The sequence below is a fragment of the Geomonas azotofigens genome (genome assembly GCF_018919395.1).
In the GTDB taxonomy this organism is placed as follows: domain Bacteria; phylum Desulfobacterota; class Desulfuromonadia; order Geobacterales; family Geobacteraceae; genus Geomonas; species Geomonas azotofigens.
Genome location: NZ_JAHLME010000005.1, coordinates 142,430 through 165,058, shown reverse-complemented (window position 1 = coordinate 165,058; position 22,629 = coordinate 142,430). Strand labels below are relative to the sequence as shown.

Sequence of the window (22,629 nt, the reverse complement as noted above, 5' to 3'; positions counted from 1 at the left end):
TTGTGCGTTGTCATTCATCCCCTTTATCCCTTTTATCCCTGTGAACAGGATTTGTTTTTTTACGTAACTCATTGCGGGGGGGCTGGTAGCGGAAGCTTGTCCCCAATTGAGGACGTCTATTTAGCCTGGGCACCTGCCTGCGCCCGCATCAGGTCCAGGCGGTACTGCGGAGTCGACGGGTCGAGGCTGGCCGCGCATTGGAAAAAGACCGCGGCGCGCGGGAGATTCTTCTGGAGCGCGAAGGTGACGCCGATCTTGTGATAGATGCTGGCGTCGGTGGGCCGTTGTTTCATGGCCGCCTGGTACTGTTCCATCGCCTGCGGCAGCATCCCCTTGAGCCGATAGGCATCGCCGAGATTGACCTGCGCTTCGGCCAAGGTGGGATCGAGCTTCACGGCCTGGGAGAGGGCGGCTATCGCCTGGTCATAGTTCCCCGTTTTCCCGAAGATGGAGCCGATCAGGTTGTACGGATTGGCCTCCTTGGGAGAAAGCCGGGTGGCGGCAATAGCCTCCCGCAACGACTCGTCCAGGCGTCCCGATTTCTCAAGCGCCAGTGCCAGGTTGTAATGTGGCCGCGCTTTCTGGGGTGATTTCCGCACCACGTCCTGCCACAGGTTCACTTCGTTTCCCCACACCTGGTTCCTGGCGAACGTTGTGGCCGTCAGCGCGAGGACCACGACGCCCGCGGTCGCCACCGCGGCGCGCGATAGGGCACCTTTGCTGAAGAGCGAAAACAGGGCCGCCACGGCGATAAACGCTCCCACCGAGGGAAGGTAGACCCTGTGCTCGAAGATGACGTCGGCGATGGGGATGACGCTCGATTCCACCGAGATGGTGATGAAGAACCAGAGGATGCCGAAGGAGATAAGCCTCAATTCCGGCGCCGCCTGCGCATCCCCGGAGCGGCGCCAGAGGAGGAGGGCCGCTCCAAAGAGCCCGAGTAGCAAAAGCAACGAGAACAGGACCGGCAGGCTGGCCAGCGAGTGGTACACCGGGAAATCGTAATCGAGGTTCTGCCGCACCGGCAAAACGAGCAGGCGCAGGTAAGTGGCGATGACCGGGAACTGCGTGAAGAGGTAGTCCAGTCGCGAGAGTTCGCTGTCCACCCTGGTGACCGCGGTCACGTCGGAGATGATCTGCCCGATGGGCTTGTTGGTGCCCAAAAGGCTCAGCGGAACGATCAGTACCGTAAACCCTACCGGAAGCAGGAACAGAAGCTTCTTGGCGGCGGTCATGCGGAAGAACATGAACTCGTAGAGCACGACCACGAAGGGAAGGGTGAAGGCTATCTCCTTGCTCTTCATGGCACAGCCGGCAGCCGCGAGGGCGAGCACGTAGCAGAAGAGGGCTTTTCCCGCGAGGGGCTTGCCGCTCTCTTCCTGAAGCAGCCGGGCCTTGGCGTAGCAGGCGAGAGAGGCGACGAAGAAAAGGGTCGCCAGGGAGGCGACACGCTGGATCACGTAGGTTACCGCCTGCGTCTGCACCGGGTGCGCCACGAAGAGCAGCGCGGCGAAAAGCGGGATGAAATGCGAGGCCGCGGGGGCTTCACCGTCCCGGCGGAAGAAGGGAGTGGTTAGCGTCAGTCGGGCGAGCAGGTAGGTAAGCCAACCGGAGATGATGTGGATGGCGAGGTTGACCACGTGATACCCGGCTACTTCGGCCCCGCCGAGGCGGTAGTTGAGGGCTACGGTGAGGTAGCCCAGGAAGCGGCGCGGGTTGTAGGCGTAGCCGTCGTCGAAAAGGAAGCGGTGCAGGTCCTTGATGACGTTGTTGTTGACGATGGAGACTTCGTCGTCCAGCAGGAAGGGGACGTGGAATGAATTGCCATAGGCGATCACCCCGATGGCAGCGATGAGTAACAGGTGCAGGGGGAGGCGGGACCAGATTGATTTTTGCGACATCGGCTTACCTTTCGTGGACGGCAGAATAGGCCGTAATCTATCACAAAAAAGGAAAAGCTAGAACCTTAAAAGATGGTCCGGCGGGCACGGACGCAGCGGTCGCGCCCGGCCGGGCCGCGTGTCAGTAGCTGCCGCCCACCAGCACGGCGCGGATGGTCTCCATCCTGGGGATATTGTTCCTCACGCTGTCCGGGGTGAACTGCTGCAGGTAGGCAGGGACGCCGTCCCGGAAGAGATCCTTGATCCTCTTCTCGATGATGACCGGCACCTTCTTCGCGTCGTCGGTGAGCCAGATGGTGAGGGGGCCGCGCGCGTAGAAGAGTCCCTGGCTTTCGATGTCCATGTTGGGCGAGATGACGATGGTTTTGAACGTGCCGGCGGGCGTTTGCACCTTCTCGCGCCGCAGCACGCTGACCTTGACCCGGTTCAGCTTCCCCTTGTCCAGCACGTTCACCTCGACCTCCTTGCCCACCGTGAGTGGCAACTGGCGCAGGTAGAAGAGGCAGGAGACCGGGTCCCAGGCCGGTTCGACCAGTTTCGCCGACGATTTCTCGAAGGTCTTCAAGTCAACGAAATCGAAGTGCTTGCTCGCGCGGTTCACGCTGGCGGCGCGGTACCAGTCGTTTCTCCCCTCGCGCAGCTTCATCTTGTAGCTGTGCAGCGCGAAGCCCTTGCCTTGCCGGTCCAGCTTGCTCGTCTCAAGGTCATCGACCTTGTAGAAGGGGGCGGACCACGGCTCCGATTTGACCCTCGAGGTGATCTCGAGGCTGTTGCCCGACATGGCCGTAGCCAGGGTCGAGGTGCCGATCTTCACGCCGGTCCAGGTCAACTGGTAGTTCAAAGTTTCGGGTACGGAGGCGGCGCGCGCTTGGGCGCCGGCGGTAAAAAGGACAAAGAGCGTGAGTAACAGTACGGGATGACGCTTCGTCATGATTCTTCACCTATCTCGTTGGAATTGCCGCTTCATGGCAGGAGTGGCTGTGACAGAGGGGGACAGGGGTTCAGGTGGAAGTGAATCGGAATCTATCACAACGAGCGCGAGCTGAGAACAAAAAAGCTGAACCGCCCCGGCGGGAAAACGCGCTTAGGCGTAACAGGGCCGTCGGCCCAATACCTGGTGTGCCGGCTCCGCTGTCTGATTCAGTCTGATTGCGTCGTCAAGTTTTTCCTGACCTACGCGACGTTATCTCGCTGTCGGTACGAATCTGGCAAAGATCAGGACTATCGGTGGCCGGCCGTGAAAATACGCCCATTTTTGGCCGAAGCTTCCGATGCATACGCCATTTCGCTGCTGATGAACACGGCCTTTTCGCCAGGTTTGTAACGAAATGGCATCAACAACATGAGAATGGCAGACGTCGCACTTGTTTCCTCCGAGCTATGACAAAAAAAGTTAAGCCTGTGCGGGCGTGACACAGGCCAAGGTGACCCGATGCGCAAAAAACAATGTCTTGCCACGGCTGTGGCCGTGACCCTTCTGCTGGCTGCCGTCCCCGCATTCGCTCGCTCGCCACGCGTCATCGACGACAACGACAGGGTTCCGCTCAGGGGGAACGTTCACCCCAATGCCCGCCCCGAGTTCGACGCCGGACCCGCCGACGAGACGCTGCCCATGGAGCGCATGATCCTGACGCTGCAGCTCTCACCCGAAAAACACCAGCAGCTGAACAACCTCCTGGCGGAGCAGAACGATCCGACGTCGCCCAACTACCAGCATTGGCTCACCCCCGAGGAGTTCGCCGAGCGTTTCGCCCCCGATCCCGAGGACATCGGTGCCATCAAGGGGTGGCTCGCCTCGCAGGGCTTCACCGTCGACGAGGTTTCCCGCGGACGTACCTCGATCAACTTCTCCGGCAACGTCGCCAAGGTTGAAAAGGCGTTCCGCACCAAGATCCGCAAATACATGGTGGACGGCAAGCTGCGCCACGCCAACGCGCAGGATCCCGAGATCCCGCGTGGCCTATCCGACGTGGTGGCCGGGGTTGTCACCCTGCACGACTTCGGGCATGCGCCCATGAACACAGGGGCGCGGCTTCTTGCGGACCTGCAGCCCGACTACACCTACAGCACCAGCTACCATTACCTGTCCCCGATCGATTTCGCCACCATCTACAACCTGAACCCGCTCTATAGCGCGGGGTATGACGGCACCGGACAGAGCATCGCCATCGTCGGCCGCACCCATCCCACCGGCTCCAACTGGAGCGATTTCCGCAGCATCATGGGACTCCCCGCGAAGCCGGTGACCGTGATCGTCAACGGGACCGACCCGGGCTCCGTGAGCACCGCCGAGGACAACGAGGCCGACCTCGACGTCGAATGGGCCGGCGCAGTCGCCAAGAACGCCACCATCAAGTTCGTTATCTCCAAGACCACGACCACCACCGATGGCATCGATCTCTCCGCGCAGTACGTCATCAACAACAACATCGCGCCGGTCATGAGCACCAGCTTCGGCCTGTGCGAAGCGTCCATGGGGACAGCACAGAACGCCTTCTACAATAACCTCTGGCAGCAGGCGGCCGCACAAGGGATCACCTCCGTCGTCGCTGCCGGCGACTCCGGCGCCGCGGGGTGTAGCCGCCCGGACGCAACCTCCGGTTCAGGCCTCGCCATCAACGGCCTCGCCTCCACCCCTTACAACGTCGCCGTCGGCGGGACCACCTTCAACGACCAGTCCGGCGGTTACTGGAGGAGCACCAACGGCTCCTATTATGATTCCGCCTTGGGCTATATCCCCGAGAGCGCCTGGAACGAGAGCGGCCTGGTTTCCGGCGGCTACAACCTCTGGGCCACGGGGAGCGGCCTTTCCAGCATCTACGCCAAGCCCTCCTGGCAGGTCGCCCCCGGCGTCCCCGCGAGCGGCATGCGCGGTATCCCCGACGTCTCCCTGAACGCGGCCGGGCACATTCCCTACCTGGTCAGGAGCAAGAACGCGCTGTACTACATGAATGGCACCTCGGCCTCGTCCCCCGCCTTCGCCGGAATCATGGCCCTCGTCGTGCAGAAGACCGGGGTGAGGCAGGGTAACGCCAACATCAAGCTGTACCAGATGGGGAACGCGCAGTACACCTCGACCGGCCCGACCGTATTCCACGATTCCACCTCCGGCAACAGCTCCGTTCCCGGCGTCATCGGCTACTCCTGTACCACCGGCTACGACCTCGTCACCGGCCTTGGTTCGGTCGACGCCAACGCGCTGGTGCAGAACTGGCCGGTCGCGGCTCCCCTGGCGATCAGTGGGAGCTCCATCGCCAACGGCACCCAGGGCGTCGCCTACAGCGCAACACTCACCGCCTCCGGCGGCAGCGCCCCCTACACCTGGTCGTTGTCGAGCGGCAGCCTGGCCGGCGGCATCACCCTGTCCAGCGGCGGCGTGCTGAGCGGCACCCCCACGAGCACCGGCGTCTTCGGGTTCACCGTGCAGCTTCGGGATTCCGCCGGCACCACCGTCACCAAGAGCTTCTCCCACGCGGTCAGCGCCACCGCCTGCAGCAACCAGCCCGTGCGTATTTCCGGTGCCACCCCCGTGCTCTACCCCGACTTCGGCTCGGCCTACCTTGCCGCGGCGAGCGGCGCGGACCTGCAGCTGCAGGCCCTTGATTTCACGTCCGATTTCATTCTCAACCGGGATGTGGTGGTTTCCCTGAGCGGCGGGAACGACTGCGCTTATACCGACAGCTCGAGCAAGACCGGCGTGCTCGGAGCTCTCCGGGTCAGCAAGGGGACCGTCGCCGTTGACAAATTGACCTTCAAGTAACGCATGTTTTCTATGTAATCAAATTGCGGAAAAGGAGTAAGTCATGAAGAGCAGGAAGATTATGATGGCGGCGCTTTGCGCCGTACCCCTGAGTGTGCTCCCCGTGGTTGCCGGAGCCGTCGAGACCGACAGGATCACCGTCGAGGACCCCTCAACCGGAGCCGTGAAGTTCAAGGTCACCTCCGAAGGCAACGTGACCGCCGGCCAGTACACCGGTGACGGCGCGCTGCTCAGCAACGTCGCCCACTTCAAGGGAACCTGGAGTTCCGCCACCGTCTACGCCAAGGATGACTGCGTGTTCTACGGCGGCAGCACCTATATCGCGCTCGCGGCCAGCACCAACGCCCAGCCCGACATTTCCGCCACCAGCTGGACCGTGATGGCGCAAAAAGGCGCCGACGGCGCCGCCGGTGCCGCCGGCGCGACCGGCGCGACCGGCGCCACCGGTCCGCAGGGACCGCAGGGTATCCAGGGCCCCCAGGGACCCCAGGGACCCGCAGGCTCCCCCGACACCCAGACCGACATCTTGAACAAGATCAAGACCCAGACCTCCGGAGCGGTGCTTACCATGCAGCAGGCCTCCGGTGAACTGGGGACCAACAACAAGCTCTCCATCAAAGATCCCGCCGGTGTCGACAAGATCGCGTTTACCCCGGACGGCGTCCTGAGGGTCGACAGCTACGGCATTTCTCCGCAGATGATCCTCACCTCCGCCACTGACACAGCTGGTCAAGCCCCGACCTTCATCGGTCGCAAAGCGCGCGGCACCCTGACCGTGCCGACCGCGACCCAGGCCGGAGATAACCTCTTTACCCTGAGCGGCATCGGCTACTACGGCACCGGCGGCGCTGGTGGCAACTGGTTGACTGCTTCTACCGCTATTTTCATGCCTGCTCGCGAGAATTTTACTTCAACGGCAAAAGGTGCTGATGTCGCCTTTCTCACTACCGCTCCCGGAACAACGTCGCGCAGCGAAAAGTTCAGGATAACCGGTGAAGGCAATGTCGGGGTCGGCGTAACCACCCCGGCGCAAAAGCTTGAGGTGAACGGCGGCGTCAGGCTCAACACCGCTACCGCAAAGCCTACCTGCAGCAGCACCGTAAGGGGAACCTTCTGGGTCGCCCAGCAGGGGACCGGGGTGGCTGACACCGTCGAAGTCTGCGTCAAGGACGCCACCGACGCCTACGTCTGGAAGTCCGTCTGGTAGCTTGCAATGACCGCTTAAATGTAAGGGGGGTGGCACCTTGTGTGCCACCCCCCCTTTTTTTTTCTGCCGGTCTGGATACCTGCTGCAGCCGCAGCGGTCAGCCCGAAGGATCACCGCGCTTTCAGAAGCAGCTTCGCTACAACCTCGTCCACTCTGCTGCGGAAGGCCCGCTGGGAAAAGTTCGCTTCCACATAACTCCTGCCGTTTTGGCGCATCCTCTCCCAGAGCTGACTTTCGCGGTGCAGGCGTAGAACCGCGGCGCTGAAAGCCTCCGCGCTGTCCGCGAGCGCGACGCTCTCGCCGTCGACGAGCCCGATACCTTCAGCCCCCACCGAGGTGGTGACCACCGGTACCCCGTAGTTGGCGGCCTCCAGGACCTTCCCCTTGATGCCGGCGCCAAAGCGCAGCGGAGCCACGTAGACCAGGGCCTTCTCGAAGAGCGGCCGCAGGTCGTCGACGAACCCAGTGAAGGCGACGTGACTGAGGTCGAGGTCTTTCAGTTCGTGGTGCGAAACGGCGCCGGCCACGGTGAGCGTGAGGTCCGGGATATCGGCCAGCAACAGGGGGAGGATCTCCTTGATGAAGTACCGGAGCGCGTCCACGTTGGGAGGGTGTGTGCCTCCCACGAAGAGCAGCCCGCTTCTCTGGGAGAAGGGAGTGACTGAGGGAGCCGCGTCCTGAACCGGAAGTGGTATCACCTCAACGTCCGCACCGGGCAACTCGGAAAGGATGATGTCGCGCTCCACCGGGCTGTGGATCCCGATGATGTCGCAGTTGCGGAAGAGATAGAACTCGCGCTCTTTTATCTTGGCCAGTTCCGCGGGCGAGCCTCCCTCCTGCTCGAAGCGCCGCTTTTCCCGCAGGAACTCCAGGTCGGGGTCGTGGTAGATGACCTTGGGTATGTACTTTCGGACGGTGTCGATGAACTTTATCGAGATGTGGTTGCGGGTCAGGATGGCGCCGTCGAAGTAGCTTCCGAACTCCGCGAGGTACGCCCCGAAGTCATGGTAGCCGAGGATTACCTCCACTCCCATCTGCTGCAGCACGTCCGTGTAGGGCTGGTGCGCGTAAAGGTTCTCCGGCCAGAACACCACCTTGTAGTCGAGCGACACCAGTGCTCGCAGCAGGCTGTACATGAAGAACGAGCCCGCATCCCGGTCGTACATCGGAACGTAATGGTCAATGACCAGCAGGGTCTTGCGGAACCTGCTCCGGTCGCGCGCCTGGAAGACGTGCTCGCCGTTGGGGAAATGGTCGCGCCGCAACACCTCCTGCCAGCGCTCGAGGAACTTCTCCTTGTTGGTCTCCTGGTAGGCCTTGACCCCGGTACCCACATCCTTGCCGTGCGAGACCCCTTCGAAGTGAACGACCACCGATTTGGGTTGGAATATCACGCGGTAGCCGAGGCTGCGCGCCAGGAAGGCGAGGTCGGTGTCCTCGAAATACGCCGGGACGTAACGTTCGTCGAAGCCGCCGGTCTTTTCCCAGAGCTCCCGGCGTACCATGAGGCTCGCGCCTGAGACGTAATCGACGTCCTTCACGTAGTTGTAATTCGACTTCTCCGGGTCGTCGCGCCAGCCGAAGTTCCAGCCCGAGGCGTCCTGCCAGATGATCCCGCCCGCTTCCTGCAGCATCCCGTCCGGGTACACGAGCTTTGAGCCGGCGATGCCGATGGAGGCATCCCGCTCCATCAGTTCGACCAGCGGGGCGAGCCAATCGTGCTGAACATTGGTGTCGTTGTTCAAAAAGAGCAGGTAGGTCCCCTTGGCATGTTTAGCCGCTTCATTGCAGTTGCGCAGGAAGCCAAGGTTTGTTTGGTGCCGGACTACGCGCGCGTTTTCCACGATGTCGCCGATGCGGCAGGTCTCGTCGCTGGAGAGATCGTCGGCAATGATGACCTCGTAGGGGATGCTTCCCGAGTGCCGGATGATGGAGGCGAGGCACGAGTGGGTGAAGGCCCACTGGTTGTGCACCGGGATGATGATCGACACGAGCGGCTGGGCGCAGACCGGCAGCGACAGGGCCGCGGTCGGGTCGAGACTGCCGTGCAGAATCTCGGGGCGGAATTGGGTGGAGGGGGATGTCCTTCCGACGAAATAGGAGACGCCGCCGGCCAGCCCTTTGATGTCGCCGTTTTTCAGGTAGCCCCAGGCGAGCTTCATCGTGTCCCGGTTGATGGCGCCGATGACGGTCCTGGGGTGGCGCAGGATGCTCAGGGCGAGCTTCAAGAACACCGCGAGCGAGCCGACCCGCGAAAGATCGTAGAGCGATCGCAAAGGTCGCGTCACGCGCCAGCTCAGGGAGTTGAGGAGGGCCTCGACCTGTTCTCCCTTCGCCTTCGCCTCCTCCTCCTTCTCCTGAACGAGGCCTTGCTGGCGGGCCAGATCGAAGCGCAGCGCGGTAATTTCATCGGCCAAAGCGTTATGCTCGGATTGCAGTTTCTCGACCCGGTCGAGCAGAACCTGGTGCTCCGCCAGGCCCGATTGCAGCGCGCAGCGCTGGGAGCTGGCGCCGATGGTCTCCAGTGCGGCGATGAGCCACCTGAGGTGCTTGACCCCGGAAGGGGGGACGGCGCTGCCGCATTGACCCTGCACGAGTTGCAGGATGTAGCCGATCGCCTCGCGCCTGATGCATTCCCGGTCGAAGTTTGAGAACGAGGAGCCAAACCGGTAGACCGCCAGCAGGTCGAGGTAACGCCGCAGCCCCTTGAAGAGCTCCGCATCGTTGTCCGCGTTCATGACCGCGTTGGAACGCCCCTGCCAGTAGGTGCGGTGGTAGTACCACTGTCTGGTCAACCGCCCAGCAGGAATCTTGTGGAAGATGACGGCATCGGCGGCGAACCCGATTCTGAACCCGGCGGCCTCGATCTTCCGGCACAAGCCGACCTCCTCGTTGGATAGCAGACATTTGCCTACCCGGCCGAGGTCCGTGGGGAAGGTCCCGATGCGCTCGAAGATCTCCCTCCTGAAGGCGATGTTGGCGCCCCAAGGGTACTCGTGCGGTCCCTGGAAAAAGCCGGCTTCCGCTGCAACGGGGAATTCGTTTATGGTCAGAAAGCCGTGCCAGTCGCTGGTGAGCCACTCCGGCACCGGGCCGGGCCAAATGGGACGGATGGGCCCGCCCGCCGCAGCTACGGCGGGGTCGGCGAAGACCTGCGCAAGCTCGCGCAGGTAGGCGGCGGGGGCGGCTATATCATCGTCGGTGAAGACGACGATGTCACCTCGGGCGTTGAGGATGCCGGTGTTCCTGGCAAAGGAGAGCCCTTGGTTCCCCTCGAACAGGTAGCGGAGCGCGACCTTGGACGAAGCCGCCAGCGACTCGACGGTCGACCGGGTGTCGTCCGAGGAGTTGTTGTCCACCACCAGGATTTCGAAGTCAGAGGAGGGGAAGTCCTGGGCTTGCAGGTCGGCGACGGAATCCCTGAGCAGGGCCGATCGGTTGTAGGTGCAGATGACGACAGATATCTTCATTTATAAGCCACTGATCTCACGTAGGATGGGGGCCGACTTCTGCCGGTGGCCAAAATACATCATACATACTTGCGGCGCAAGGGATTTGCCGGTCAGGGGCGGATCACCGGCACCTTGCGCCAGCCGGTTTGCGATTCCGTGTATTCCCGCACGGTGAAGCACCAGATTGCCAGCTTCTTTCCTGCCATGTTGTCCTTCCTGCGCGCAAGTTCCACTCGTGCCGGTGTTGCTCCCGAGCCGCGCACGCCCACGAGGTCGAGCCTCAGCCCCAACTCCAGTGCGAGGTTCTCCAGCAGTCCGGCGTCCTTGGCGTGCATGTCGCCGCCGGAGTGGAAAATGAGCGTGTGGCTGTCGCCCAGGAGCACGATGGGGCTGTTGCGGTCCGGCTGCGGCGCGGGGGAGACCCGGGACACCATCACCGTTTCGGTGGCCGCACCGCCCCCTTCGGCGAGGTCGCCCGTTACCTGCACGCTCTCCTTGATTCTGGTGAACTGCTGCTTCTCAAGCCCCTGGTACCAGGGGCGGGAGGCGATCTTCTCCTTTAAGGCGCGGGCCACCACCGCTATGCCACTTGGCGACCAGTGGGTGTCCTTTTGCAGGAAAAGGGGCGATGAACCGTTCTTGCGCGCGTCGAGGAAGAGCTTGGTCACGTCCAGGTAATCTACCCCGGCCTTCCCGAGTAACTGTAGGAACTGCTGGTGTGCCGAGTCCCAACGCCCCACCTGCCCGGCGGCAATGCCGGGGACCAGCTTGTCGGGGTAGACATGCACCTTAGCCGGTACCGGCACCACGATCAGTTCGATGCCGGCGCGGTCCAGTTGCTGCTTGAAATCCAGGATCGCCGCAAGGGGGTCGCGGCTGTCCGGCTTTCCGGCGAGACTGGTGGTCTGGGCGGCATCGCCCCAGAATTCCCCCTTGCCGACATGGTTCAGCTCCTGCCGAGAGAAGAGCCACCCCTCCACGCCAGTGACTGCCCGTCCTTCCTCCTTGGCGGCGTTCAGTTCCGCCACCCGCTTCAGGAACAGTGCTTTCGCATCGACTGCGGGAATCGGCGGGGCGCCGGCGACATCCTGTTTCCGATCAGTTGCAGCGATGAGCGGGGCTGGGGGCGCGGCCCCGGTTGCCGGCGCTGCGGCGGGCTTTGCCGCTGTCGACATTGGCGCGACGGCGTCGTCGGCCTGGGCCAGCCAGAAGATGTCGAGCAGCATGGTCGCCTCGTCTTGCAGTTCGATGCGCTGGTAGCTGCCGTACTTCTTCTCGACCTGCGCCCAAGGACGCAGTTTCAGTCCGACCCGTTCACCCCGGCGATAGCGTGTGACGGGGGTGACGGTGTCGTTGCGCATCCCCCAGGCAAAGACCACGATCTGGCCGGAGGGGAAGGGCTTGCCGCCGGAGGTCACCTGCTTTAGGTGCATGGCAATGACGGCATCCTTGTAGGCGGTGCTCCCGGGCCGCGGCGGCCGCGTAATCTCTTCGATAACCCCTTCGACCTGCAGCCCGTCCGGCGCCGCCATGGCGGTTTCGACTGCGTGCTGCGCTGCCGCGGCTCCCGAAGTCCCGGCACGCTTGCCCAGGTTGAGGTCGATCAGCTTCCAATCCCCGAGCGAAAGCTCACGCGCCGCGAATTCGTAGACCACCACCTTTTTTCCGGCCAGCCGGTCCTCGCCTCGTTTCAGCTCCTTGCCAAGCTCTTGCCGCGTTGAGAAGGAGCCCTTGTCGTTGATCAGGATGGCGTCTACCGGGCGCCGCAGTTGGAAGCTCAACTGTTCCACCAGACCGCTTCCGGTGCCCCAGCCCATGCCGTCGAGCGAAAAGATGTTTGCGTAGCTGTCGCCAAGAAAGAGGATGTCCGCGTTGCGCGCGGCGGACCAGGGTGTGCCGTCCGGCTGCCGTACCTGGTGTAGCGCCACGCGCTGCTTGCCGTAATCGGCCGCGGTCTTCAGCATCGCAGCCAGGTCGCCCCTGTTCTCCGCGGAGCTCGCCACCCGGGTGTAAGGACCCGGAGCGAGCTGCGGCAGCAGCTTGTTCTTTTGCAGGTATGTCGCGAGCTGCTGTGCCACCAACTCGCTGCCGGCGGGGGTCCAGTGGGTGTCCCGCTTCAGGAACAGATCCTCCTTCCCCTTGGCCTGGAGCAGCAGGGGAGCGGGGTCGAGCACGCGCACCCCCTGCGCCTCCAGCCTCCGCACAAGCTCCTGGAAGGAAGGATTTTGCAGCGGCGCGGCCGGCCTGACATAGCGGCTGGAGAAGTACTCGGGGTAGATGCTCGCCTTGGCGGGGGAGGGGATGACCACCAGTTCGATACCGCGCCGGGCCAGTTGGTTCTTGAAATCGACGATAGCCTTTAACGGGTCGGGCTGCACATCCCTCCTTGCCTTCAGGGTTGCGGGATCAAGGAATGGGGCACCGGTCAGGTAGTCGATGGTGGGGCGGAAAAAGAGCCAGCCCTCTCGTCCGCAGTAGACGTCACGGCTACCGGCGCCCAGCTTGCCGATGATAATCTTCTCCACGGCCGGCCCCACCGCGGAGAGAAGCCATGAGTCCTCCTCTATGCTGCTCTCGAACTTCTTGGTGTTTTCGATGGTCTTGTCGTTGATGAGCCGGATGGCCGCCAGGGCGCCACCCAGACCGCTTTGTTTGGCGCGAAGCTTCTCCAGGTCCGAGGACAGATCCTCGTAGGAGAAGGCGGCCAGAGACTTTTGCAGTGAGGGAGATTCGACGGCGTACTGATAGAGCGGCACGGCGGCGATGGTGCAGACGAAGGCCAGCAGCAGGAACCACTTCACTGCTGTACTTACCTCGGTGCTTTCTATGCCGGCTCCCGCCTTATTCTTGGACATTGCAGTAACTCCAAAAAAACATGAACCGTTAGTCACGGAGAAAATCCGAGAACATCTGCGGGAACCTTAAATTACGTAACCTGCGAGGTCCGTTTGGGCGCTCAGATTCCTCAGATGTACTCCCGCGGCCAAAGGCTTTAAAAAGCCGCGTAGATAAAGGGGCTGTGTGCCTTGGTAACCAGTGTCGCTACGGCAACGAGCAGCAGGCAGTAGCAACAGATCGCCTTCCTCCAAGTCAGGGCGCGGGTGAAGTCCCAGGTTTGCGGCGCGCTCCAGACCAGTAGGGCGGCAACGGCGACGCTTGAGAGGTAGTAGGGTTGGTAGATAATCCCTGCCACGAGACCGGTGCCTGCCGTTTTGTTGCCCACTGCAAACATGCTGGCGAAATAGCCGAAGGCAGCGCCGAGGTCGGTGGCGCGGAAAAAGACCCAGGCCAGCGACACCGGGATGAAGGTGCAGCAGACGCGCACGAGTTTGGGCCACTTCCAGTAGGCGCTCTTCTTGGTTCTCAACTGCTCCAGCCCCAGCAAAATGCCGTGCATCGCCCCCCAGGCCGCGAAGGTCCAACCCGCGCCGTGCCATATGCCGCAGATGGTGAAGACGACCACGCTGCTGGCGATGGCGGGGTAGTTGTAGCGGAATTTCTCGCGCACCATGCGCTCCCGAACCCGATCGGTCAGCAGCATGTAGTTGAGCGGCGTGAAGAGGTAGTCACGCAGCCACGTGGAGAGGGAGATGTGCCAGCGCCGCCAGAAGTCGGCAAAGGAGTCGGCGTGATAGGGTGAGTCGAAATTCTTGGAGATGACGAAGCCGAACATAAGGCAGACGCCGATGGCCATGTCCGAATAGCCGCTGAAGTCGAAGTAGATCTGCATGGTGTAGGCGAAGAGACCGTACCAGGCGTCCAAAGCCCCCAGCGTCGCCGCGTTGAAACAGGTGTCCGCCACCTTGCCGCAGGGGTCCGCAAGAAGGACCTTCTTGGCGAGGCCCAGGCACATGAAGGAGGTGCCGCGGGCGAACTTTTCGGCGTTGTGGAGGCGGGAGACAAGCTGTGCCGCAACCTCCCTGTAGCGCACAATGGGGCCGGCGATCAGCTGCGGGAACATGGAGACGTAACAGGCGAAGTCGACGAAGTTGCGGGTGGCGCGCACGCTTCCCTGCCAAACGTCGATGGTGTAGCTCACGGTCTTGAAGACGTAGAAGCTGATGCCCAAAGGAAGCGCGATGCGGAAGAGCCCCTCCAACTGCAGGTGCTCCAGGCCGAGCGCCACGAGGAGCGCGTTCATGTTCTCAAGACCGAAGTTGAAGTACTTGAAAAAGCCGAGCAGCGACAGGTTCGCAGCGATGGAGAGCCAGAAGGCAGCTTTTTGCCGCAGGGGCGCCGGGGCGTCTTCGTCCCGCAGGGGGAGCTCTTCTGTGGCAGAATCACCCGGCCTGCGCGCTATGGTGAGGGCGCAGTAGTAGGTAACCGTAGTCGAACCGAACAGGAGCAGGGTGAAGTACGGATTGGCCCAGCCGTAGAAGAAGTAGCTGAGCCCAGTCAGTGTCAGGTTGCGCCCGCGCGCCGGTGTCAGGTAGTAAATGAGGAGCGCCGCAGGCAGGAACATGAACAGGAAGATGTAAGAGCTGAAAAGCATCGCGCTTCCTAGGCTTTCTCAGCCAGCTTCCTGTCGATCAAGTCGATCAGTTCGCCCACATCCTTAAGTGTCCGGGTGTCCTTCAGGTTGAACCTTACGTTGAACGCCATCTCTACCGCGACAATGAGGTTGGTGTGGGACAGCGAGTCCCAGCCGTCGACATCATCTGCTGTCGTTTCCCTGGTAATTTGGATCGAGTCCTCATCGAAAACCTCGCAGAAAATGCCGTTCAAAGTAGTCATGGTATCCATTTAATCTTCCTCCATAGTTGAAATATCACCGGCATCGGTTCCGAGGTAACGAGCCTTCAGGACCCTGCGCATTATCTTGCCGCTCTTGTTCTTCGGGATCTTGTCGATGACGAAGATTTCCTGCGGCGTGGCTATCGTCGACGCCTTGTTGGAGACGTGGAGCCTGATCTTCAACTCCAGTTGGGGCGAGTACTCGCAGTTGTCGTGCAGCGCGATGTAGGCGACCACTTTCTCGAACAGCAACTCGTCCGGTGCACCGATCACCCCCGACTCCGCGATTTCCGGGATCTCCAGCAAGGCACTTTCCACCTCGAAAGGACTCACCAGGTGTCCCGCGGTGTTGATCACGTCGTCGCTGCGCCCCATGAACCAGAAATAGCCGTCAGCATCACGGTAGGCGGTGTCGCCGGAATAGTAGTAACCGCCGCGGAACTTCTGCCCGTACACCTCGGGGTTGTTGAGGTAGGTGACGAACATGGAGGGCCAGCCCGGCTTGACGCAGAGGTTTCCCTGCTCGCCGTCCGGCACCGGTGAGCCGTCGTCGGCGATTATCGCCGCCTCGATGCCCGGGGCGGGCTTGCCCATGGAGCCCGGGCGCACCTCGATGCCGGGACGGTTGGCGATCATGATGGCCCCGGTCTCGGTCTGGAACCAGGTATCGTAGATGTCCCGGTCCAGGGTGCGGCGCGCCCAGTGGATCACCTCGGGATTGAGCGGCTCCCCTACGCTGAAGATGTGCCTGAGGTTGGAGAGGTCGCACCTGGCGAAAAGCTCCGGCTCTTCCTTTAGGAGCATGCGTAGCGCGGTCGGCGCCGAGTACCACACAGATATCTTTTCGCGCTGCAGGATATCGAACCAGTGCTCAGCGTTGTAACCGCCGCCGAAGTGAACCTGCGTCACCCCGATGCTCCAAGGACCGATGATGCCGTAGGACGTCCCGGTCACCCACCCCTGGTCCGCCGTGCACCAGTAGACGTCGTCCTCGCTCAGTTGCAGGATCTCGCGCGCGGTCATGTCCTGGGACAGGATGCTGCCGTGCACGTGCTGCACACCCTTTGGTTTCCCGGTGGAGCCCGAGGTGTAGTGCAGGACGGAAGGGGTATCGGCACTGGTGGCAGGGGCGGTGAACCTGTCTGAGGCTTCTTGCATCAATCGGCTGTAGCTGAGGATGTCATCCGACTGGTGTTCCTCGATATCGACCACGATCACGTAGCGCAGGTTGGGTAGCTGGTCGCGGATGCGCCCGATCTTCTTCAGGAAGCTCTTCTTGGTGATGATCCCCCTGGCCTTCGAGTCGCCCAGGCGGTCGAGAAGGGCCTCCTCGCCGAAGTTGGAAAATAGGGTCCCGGCGATTACCTGGAGCTTCAGCGTGCCGAGGAAGGCGAAGAACTGCTCCGGCATCTTGGGCAGGAAGGTGAAGAATATGTCTCCGGGACCAAAGCCCAGGCTCCCAAGTACATTGGCGAACCGGTTGGTCTGCTGATCAAGCTGAGTGAAGGTATAGTCCGTCTGTTCCATGTGCTGCGAAATCCAACGCATGGCCACTTTTTCGCTTCTGCCAGCTTCGCACTGTTGGCGGGTGCAGATATGCCCGATATTGTACTGGCCTTTCATGACCATCCTCAAAAACTCCTGTTATGGCTTAAGTAGTCAGCTTGCGGTACCGCTCCCGTTCTTGGTCTTATAATAGGTAGGTTGCTTCACGCCGTAAAAGTTAAAACCTTTTATCTTACTTGAGGTCTTAATCCAATCGATCCTTGAGAACTCAATATCGATCCATTGGTCTGATTTGGTGGAAAACGCAAAAACCGCTTCGTTTTTTACCTCTGGAAAGCTTCTCTTTATAGAGTCACTTTGCCCGGAATATTTTAGATCAATTTTTATTTGGTCCTCGTTTGCAAATTGTATTTCGAGAACAAAGTAAGGATATTGCAACGTTGCTTCAGGTACCTTTACGCGAATGGATATCTTGGCACTTGGATCTTTAGTTGCCGGCGTTATGTTCAAAGCTCCGTCAGAGTAAGAGACGGTAGTACCCTGGGGGATGTAAGACGCTTGTATCGCGTTTTGCATCTCTGGACCGGAGTAGGTGGCTACCAATATCTTTTCAGATCGTTAATTCCAGGTGGATAGGTCGTGGACTCACTTTAAGCCGTAGATGCTAATAGTCTCGATGATCATGGGGATGTCAGAACGTATGTTGCTTATGCTGAATGTGGCGCTCCGAATATTGGGGCTTTCAACCTTGAAGACGAAAAAATCTTTTCTGTCATCCTGGGTGTAGCTTTTATGGACCGTATCGGATTGCTTCCCGTACAAAGCCTTTATAGTCGCTGCATCCTTACTTTTGGTTTCTACTGCGACCAGTATGTAAGGATACCGTGAGGTTGCCTCGGGCAAATCAAGCTCGAAGTCACCAGCCATCCGAGTTTCCTTATTCTGGGATTGTACGGTCAAGTCTCCTGCTGGGGAAAAAGTAAATACGTTCTTCGGAGTATTTTGTGAAAATGTAACGTGTGCCCTAAGGTCGTTGCCGGTATAGCTTGTGATAAGGACTTTTTCCTTTCCGGCTGGGTTCACGATAGGGGGTAGATCAAGCGGAAGGTGTATCGACCAAGGGACAAGAGGGAAAATGCAGGCACTGCGATTCTTGAGAAAACCATCGCCCTCACGTGCTATGGCGCGTGGGATCGTTGCGTTGGAGCCCTCGCGATAAAGCACGTCAGGAATAACACCCGACAAATACGCCAAATAAGCGGGAATGTTGCCTCCACGGTCGAAAGATGGACTCCCGATAAATGACGAACCAACAACAAGAATTGGAGAGGTGGTACCTTGTCTCAGGAGCGGTGCGATCTTCTCGCTAGTTACGGACGAGAACGATACTGGTTCGGCCGGGTTGAATTTGGGATTTCCTTCAGGCCACTTCAAACCGTGTTGTGGCAGAGACGCTCGTCCCAGTTTGAGATCAGCCCGGGAGGCTTTCCTTACAGACTCATAGCGTTGGATTCGCTCGACCAGCACTTCGGCGAGCGCCCATGCTGCTCCCTCTGCAGGGTGTTCCTCAGCGAAATCCTGGTAGTAATACATCAGTGGGAACCCCATGCGGGATTGCTTTAGGCGTGGGACGACATCTACGACCACCTCGACATCCGCCTCTAATAATTCCTTGTATAACCGCAGCAGGTATGGATTGGAAACCAAGTCCTTGGGCATGGGCACGAAGAGGTCGTCGACGATTTCACCCTTTTGTGGTACCCGCACCACGATCAGATCCACGTTACGCTCTGCCAAGTACTTGTTGAAAGCAACCAAGGACGAAACGAAGTCGGGACTGTAACCTTTGCCATACTCATTCAGGCCGGCACTAAAGTAACTGTCACCAATCCATCTGGCGGCTTTGGCATCATATTTTTTCTTGTACTCTTCCCGAAATCCCCTGAGGGAGTCATACCAGCGATCCCAGTCCCCGCCGTGCTTCGCCAACTCTTCGTTGATGTAGTGTAAATCATGGCGGATCTGCTGAGATCTTGACGTGGCTGCTGTCGCCTCTTTCTGCTTCCCGATCAGCTTCTCCGATCCCGTCTTTTCATCAGTAAAAGGAACAGAGACTTTTGCATCGTCCAAGGATTTGATCGTTGCAATTGATTGTGGATAGTAGAATTCCAGATCCACATCCTCGACTTCATCGGCCTGCTGTGTCTGCTTAACCTTGTCGGGCATGGATGCAAACGGAACCACGGTCGCGCGGATCATGTCCCCGGTCTTGAAATGAGCTTCAGGTGCGTACTGTCTCGCGAAGAAACCGGGCAGCACGAGAACGGCCTTCTTGGGGACACTTCGTCCGGAAAGGATATTCTTGATCTCTATGACAGCGGTATAGTAGCAGTCGAGATATGGGTTGCTTTCTGCCTTCGGAAGTTTAGAGACCTGGGTGAGGACTCCTTCTATTACCGTCTGCCCGGCGGCATTCGCCGTGGTACTGTCCGAGGCATAGCAAAGGCAGCTCCACAAAATGGCGACAAGCAGTGCGGCAGCGAGAAGGCGGCTTCTCATTTTTTCCCCTGCATTTTCTGCGCGACTTCGTAGGCCTTTCTGAGCGGCTCGGTGACTTTCCAGCTGGCTGAGTGCAACAGGTCGTCTATGCGGGCTTCCCGCGCCGCGACCAGTTCTTCCTTTTCCGCCAGCTTTTCCTTGAGCAGGGCTGCCGTTCTCTCCAGTTCCTCTTTCTCCCTCTGGATCGCCGCCAGTTGCTGCTGCAGGGCGAGGACCTCGTGCTGGTACTGGGAAAGATCGATCTCCTGTACCGCGGCTGGTGGCGCCGGCACTTCGTAGGCGCTGTCAACCGCGCTCTTGGTGGCTTCAAGGTAGGCCCTGCCGAACTTCTGGTCCGGTTCCAGGTGGTTCCCTTCGGCCCACTCGTTCCAGGCGTTCACGAAGGCGATCTGCTCGCTCCCCTTGAAGCGACGCCTGGTGAAGGCGATGACGTGCTCCAACCACTGGCGGTACTTGTCGGGAGTGGAACCCACGAAGATGTTGGCGCCTTCCTGGCGCCGCGCCGAGTTGTCCCACGAGGGGGTGGCACAGCGGAACCTCTTGTAGGGGACGTCGGGCTTGGCCATCATCTCGTCGGCGAGGTTGTCGTAGCGGTGGACGTAGTTGTTCTTGTAGACCTCGTTGAGGAGGTCCAGGCCCGGGAGTTTTTCATCCTGCTCCGGCATGATCCGGGGACCCTTCCTCTGCCAGTCGGGGGCGAACTCCAGCGCGGCGTCGAACCCGATGGAGGCGGGATCACAGGTGCCGATACTCTCTACGCGCACCAGGTACAGTTCGCCGATGCCGGCGGCACGGGCCTCCTCGCGCCAGATGCGCGTTGTCGCAGCGGGGTCGGGAATGTTCTCGGTGCGGTAGACCAGGAACATAGGCTTGCCGTTAACTCGTATGTATCGCGGATCCCTAAAGTAACGGATCAGGTCCCTGATGTGGTTGCGGTCATCCTCCTCGCTGTAGTCCTGCTTCATCAGGACGTGCTGCTCCTCGCCGTCCCAGCGCCGTGTCCAGTTCTCGTTCGCCCAGCAGACGCAGAATGGGAAGTCCGGCTTTCCCGATTTGAGCACCGCTTCCAGCGGCGTTTCCAGGAGTCTCCTGCCATTGAACCAGTAGTGGTAGTAGCAGAAGCCGTGCACACCGTACTGCCGGGCCAGTTCGGCCTGGGCGATACGGGTCTCTTCCAGGCGCAGGTCGTAAAAACTCAGGTCGGCGGGGACATGCGGCTGGTAGTGCCCTTTGAAAAGGGGTCTCGCCTTGGCGACGTTGCGCCACTCGGTGAAGCCTTTGCCCCACCACTCGTCGTTTTCCGGGATCGGGTGGTACTGGGGCAGATACATTGCGATAAGGCGCGGCATGGCGTGCTCCATTTCGGATTTGCGTGGGGCAGGACGCTCCTTGAGCGGCACCCCCATAAGAATTTCCGCCAGCGCCCTCTTGGCCCCGGAGGAATGGAAGGTCGCCTTGGCAAACTCGCGGTACAGGGCGCTGGTCAACTCCAGGCGCTTCTGGTCACGGTACTGTGCGACCAACACGCGGGCGAATTCCTCGGCGCTGTCGGCCGGTTGGCTCACTGCGCCAATGCCCGGGATGCCTTCCAGTCCGATCGCGGTGGACACCATCGGCACCCCGTTGCGCAGCGCCTCGACGGTTTTCCCTTTGACCCCGGCACCAAAGCGAAGGGGGATCACGACCATTCTGATCTGACGGTAGAAATCCTCAAGCTCCTGCTCGCTCACATGACCGTGGATGCGGATGTTCTCCGATGCCAGATCCTTAACCTCCTGGGGAGGATAGGTGCCGATGACGTGCAGCACCATGTCGGGAACGTCGGTGAGGACCTGGGGGAAAATCTCGCGTGCGAACCAGAGGATGGCGTCGAGGTTCGGCTTATGGCCGCATCCCCCGACGAACATGATGTCTTTGCGGCCGGTAAAGCTGTGGCGCTCGCCCGGGAAGTCATCATAGAAGAAGAGGGGGACCGCATGGATCCTTTCCCCCGGCAGCAGATCGGCGAGGACCTGTCGCTCGTAGTCGCTGTAGGTCAGGGTGGCGTCGGATTTTTCGATGATTTCGAACTCTATCTGGCGGTAGCCCTCGGCTTCCTTAAGGGTTTCGGGGTCGCCGTCAACCTCGTACTTCCTGGACAGCCGCAGGTAGTGCAGGTCGTGCCCCTGGAACAGGATCACAGCGTCGGTATGGGCCTTGACGAAGTCGATGTAGGAGACGGTGATGTTGGGCCGATTGAACAGGACGTAGTGCAGCTCGCTGCGATGTTCCACGACCCAGCGCTGCCAGTTTTCCCGGTACCACTCCCCCTGCAGGACGGTGATGCCGAAATCCTCGAGTGCGGTGGAGTAGGGTTCCCTCTTTTGGAAATCGTCGGGCAGGAAGTACACCTTGAGGCCCAGCTCCGCCAGGAGCTTCAGGTACATGAAGGTGGTCCGCGACCCGGCATACTTGTCGAACTGCGGCACCTCGTAATCGACTACCAGGATGGACTTCCCGAACAGGTCGGAGCCCCCCTCCGGCAGCGATGCAGTGGCCGCGGCTAGCTGCGGCACCGCCTGCAGCTGGTCAACGTAGCGGCTGATCGCCCTGAGCGCCGGGACGCTCCGCTCTTGCTGCCCTGCGAAGGCGAACTCGAAGAGGTAGCCGATGGCGATCTTCCTGGCGCAGCGCGCGGTGAACGAAACCGCGCCTTCCTTGGCGGCGACCTCAAGATAGCGGCGCAGGCGCTGGCAGATGCCGTCGTAGTTGCCGCTCTGGGAGTTAACGTCCAAGATGGCGTCGGATCTCCCTTGCCAGTAGGTGCGGTGGTAGAACCACTGCCTGGTGACGCGGTGCGGGTCGATCTTGTGGTGGATCACCGCCTCGGGCGCGAAGGCAATGCGCAGGCCCGCCTGTGCAATCTTCTTGCAGATGTTCACTTCCTCGTTGGAAAGCAGGGAGTTGCCGATGCGGCCCAGGTTGGTGGGGAAAAGCCCGATGCTGTCGAAGACGCTCTTTCTGAAAGAAATGTTGGCGCCCCAGGGGGTGTCGGGCCAGGTGAAGGAACCGGCCTTGCGGGCTGCGTCAAACTCGTTGATGGTCAGGTAGGGGACCCAGTCGTCGGCGAGCCAGGCCGGGCGATCAGAGGGCCAGACCGGGCGGATCGGGCCACCGGCGCAGGCGACGTCGGCGTCGGCGAAGGCGTCTACGATAGCTGCCAGCCACCCCGGCTCGGCGTCGATGTCGTCATCGACGAATGCAACGATTTCTCCCTCCGCGTTTTCGATGCCTGCGTTGCGGGCGAAGGAGAGCCCCTGCCGGGCTTCAAAGATGTACTTGATGGCGACGTCAGAGGAGGCCGCCGCCTGTTCGGTAAACGCACGGGTGTTGTCGGACGAGTTGTTATCGACCACCACGATTTCAAAATCGGCAGCGGGAAATTGCTGCTTCTGAATGGCAGCGATGGAATCCCGCAGGAGCTCCACCCTGTTGTACGTACAGATGATTACTGATGCTTTCATGATAGAC

General features: G+C 60.6%; 12 protein-coding genes. 2 read left to right on the top strand and 10 right to left on the bottom strand.

All coding sequences use genetic code 11. From position 1 onward, the window contains the following. Positions 1–116: 116 nt before the first annotated feature. Both KOL99_RS16885 and KOL99_RS16880 read right to left on the bottom strand, forming a co-directional pair. Positions 117–1,901 (bottom strand): tetratricopeptide repeat protein, encoded by a 1,785-nt coding sequence (locus KOL99_RS16885; protein WP_216511640.1) that lies wholly within the window; start codon positions 1,899–1,901, stop codon positions 117–119. 121 nt (positions 1,902–2,022) lie between these two features. Beyond that, on the bottom strand, positions 2,023–2,832 hold the full coding sequence (locus KOL99_RS16880) for a DUF3108 domain-containing protein (protein WP_216511639.1): 810 nt from the start codon (positions 2,830–2,832) through the stop codon (positions 2,023–2,025). 501 nt (positions 2,833–3,333) lie between these two features. Here KOL99_RS16880 and KOL99_RS16875 point away from each other — a divergent pair. Together KOL99_RS16875 and KOL99_RS16870 are read left to right on the top strand one after the other, a co-directional pair. Continuing rightward, positions 3,334–5,661 carry a protease pro-enzyme activation domain-containing protein gene (locus KOL99_RS16875; protein WP_216511638.1) on the top strand — a complete coding sequence of 776 codons (2,328 nt, stop codon included), beginning with the start codon at positions 3,334–3,336 and terminating at the stop codon, positions 5,659–5,661. A gap of 43 nt (positions 5,662–5,704) precedes the next feature. Further along, positions 5,705–6,868 carry a hypothetical protein gene (locus tag KOL99_RS16870; protein ID WP_216511728.1) on the top strand — a complete coding sequence of 388 codons (1,164 nt, stop codon included), beginning with the start codon at positions 5,705–5,707 and terminating at the stop codon, positions 6,866–6,868. 110 nt (positions 6,869–6,978) lie between these two features. Here the strand turns inward: KOL99_RS16870 and KOL99_RS16865 are convergent, their stop codons facing one another. From KOL99_RS16865 to KOL99_RS16830, 8 genes are all read right to left on the bottom strand, one after another. Further along, positions 6,979–10,338 (bottom strand): glycosyltransferase, encoded by a 3,360-nt coding sequence (locus KOL99_RS16865; RefSeq protein ID WP_216511637.1) that lies wholly within the window; start codon positions 10,336–10,338, stop codon positions 6,979–6,981. A gap of 92 nt (positions 10,339–10,430) precedes the next feature. Continuing rightward, on the bottom strand, positions 10,431–13,175 hold the full coding sequence (locus tag KOL99_RS16860; RefSeq protein WP_216511636.1) for an alginate O-acetyltransferase AlgX-related protein: 2,745 nt from the start codon (positions 13,173–13,175) through the stop codon (positions 10,431–10,433). A gap of 137 nt (positions 13,176–13,312) precedes the next feature. Beyond that, positions 13,313–14,812 carry an MBOAT family O-acyltransferase gene (locus KOL99_RS16855; protein WP_216511635.1) on the bottom strand — a complete coding sequence of 500 codons (1,500 nt, stop codon included), beginning with the start codon at positions 14,810–14,812 and terminating at the stop codon, positions 13,313–13,315. Positions 14,813–14,820: 8 nt separating this feature from the next. Beyond that, positions 14,821–15,054: an acyl carrier protein gene (locus KOL99_RS16850; protein WP_236026359.1), complete on the bottom strand. Its 234-nt coding sequence runs from the start codon at positions 15,052–15,054 to the stop codon at positions 14,821–14,823. Between the two features lie 9 nt (positions 15,055–15,063). Continuing rightward, positions 15,064–16,677, bottom strand: a complete 1,614-nt coding sequence (locus KOL99_RS16845) for an AMP-binding protein (RefSeq protein WP_268898955.1) — start codon at positions 16,675–16,677, stop codon at positions 15,064–15,066. A 36-nt stretch (positions 16,678–16,713) separates the two neighbouring features. Further along, complete coding sequence (locus KOL99_RS16840) at positions 16,714–17,163, bottom strand: hypothetical protein (RefSeq protein WP_216511632.1); 450 nt, start codon at positions 17,161–17,163, stop codon at positions 16,714–16,716. A gap of 42 nt (positions 17,164–17,205) precedes the next feature. Further along, the gene (locus KOL99_RS16835) at positions 17,206–19,119 is read right to left on the bottom strand and encodes an alginate O-acetyltransferase AlgX-related protein (protein WP_216511631.1); all 1,914 of its coding nucleotides are present in this window, start codon (positions 19,117–19,119) and stop codon (positions 17,206–17,208) included. Beyond that, on the bottom strand, positions 19,116–22,622 hold the full coding sequence (locus tag KOL99_RS16830; RefSeq protein WP_216511630.1) for a glycoside hydrolase family 99-like domain-containing protein: 3,507 nt from the start codon (positions 22,620–22,622) through the stop codon (positions 19,116–19,118). The genes KOL99_RS16835 and KOL99_RS16830 overlap by 4 nt, the downstream gene beginning before the upstream one ends. Positions 22,623–22,629: the final 7 nt, after the last annotated feature.

What these genes read in the sequence shown, in the direction of transcription:
- KOL99_RS16835 (WP_216511631.1), bottom strand. Translation starts at nt 19,119, where the DNA reads ATGAGAAGCCGCCTTCTCGCTGCCGCACTGCTTGTCGCCATTTTGTGG.
- KOL99_RS16855 (WP_216511635.1), bottom strand. Translation starts at nt 14,812, where the DNA reads ATGCTTTTCAGCTCTTACATCTTCCTGTTCATGTTCCTGCCTGCGGCG.
- KOL99_RS16860 (WP_216511636.1), bottom strand. Translation starts at nt 13,175, where the DNA reads ATGTCCAAGAATAAGGCGGGAGCCGGCATAGAAAGCACCGAGGTAAGT.
- KOL99_RS16870 (WP_216511728.1), top strand. Translation starts at nt 5,705, where the DNA reads ATGAAGAGCAGGAAGATTATGATGGCGGCGCTTTGCGCCGTACCCCTG.
- KOL99_RS16865 (WP_216511637.1), bottom strand. Translation starts at nt 10,338, where the DNA reads ATGAAGATATCTGTCGTCATCTGCACCTACAACCGATCGGCCCTGCTC.
- KOL99_RS16845 (WP_268898955.1), bottom strand. Translation starts at nt 16,677, where the DNA reads ATGAAAGGCCAGTACAATATCGGGCATATCTGCACCCGCCAACAGTGC.
- KOL99_RS16850 (WP_236026359.1), bottom strand. Translation starts at nt 15,054, where the DNA reads ATGACTACTTTGAACGGCATTTTCTGCGAGGTTTTCGATGAGGACTCG.
- KOL99_RS16880 (WP_216511639.1), bottom strand. Translation starts at nt 2,832, where the DNA reads ATGACGAAGCGTCATCCCGTACTGTTACTCACGCTCTTTGTCCTTTTT.
- KOL99_RS16885 (WP_216511640.1), bottom strand. Translation starts at nt 1,901, where the DNA reads ATGTCGCAAAAATCAATCTGGTCCCGCCTCCCCCTGCACCTGTTACTC.
- KOL99_RS16830 (WP_216511630.1), bottom strand. Translation starts at nt 22,622, where the DNA reads ATGAAAGCATCAGTAATCATCTGTACGTACAACAGGGTGGAGCTCCTG.
- KOL99_RS16875 (WP_216511638.1), top strand. Translation starts at nt 3,334, where the DNA reads ATGCGCAAAAAACAATGTCTTGCCACGGCTGTGGCCGTGACCCTTCTG.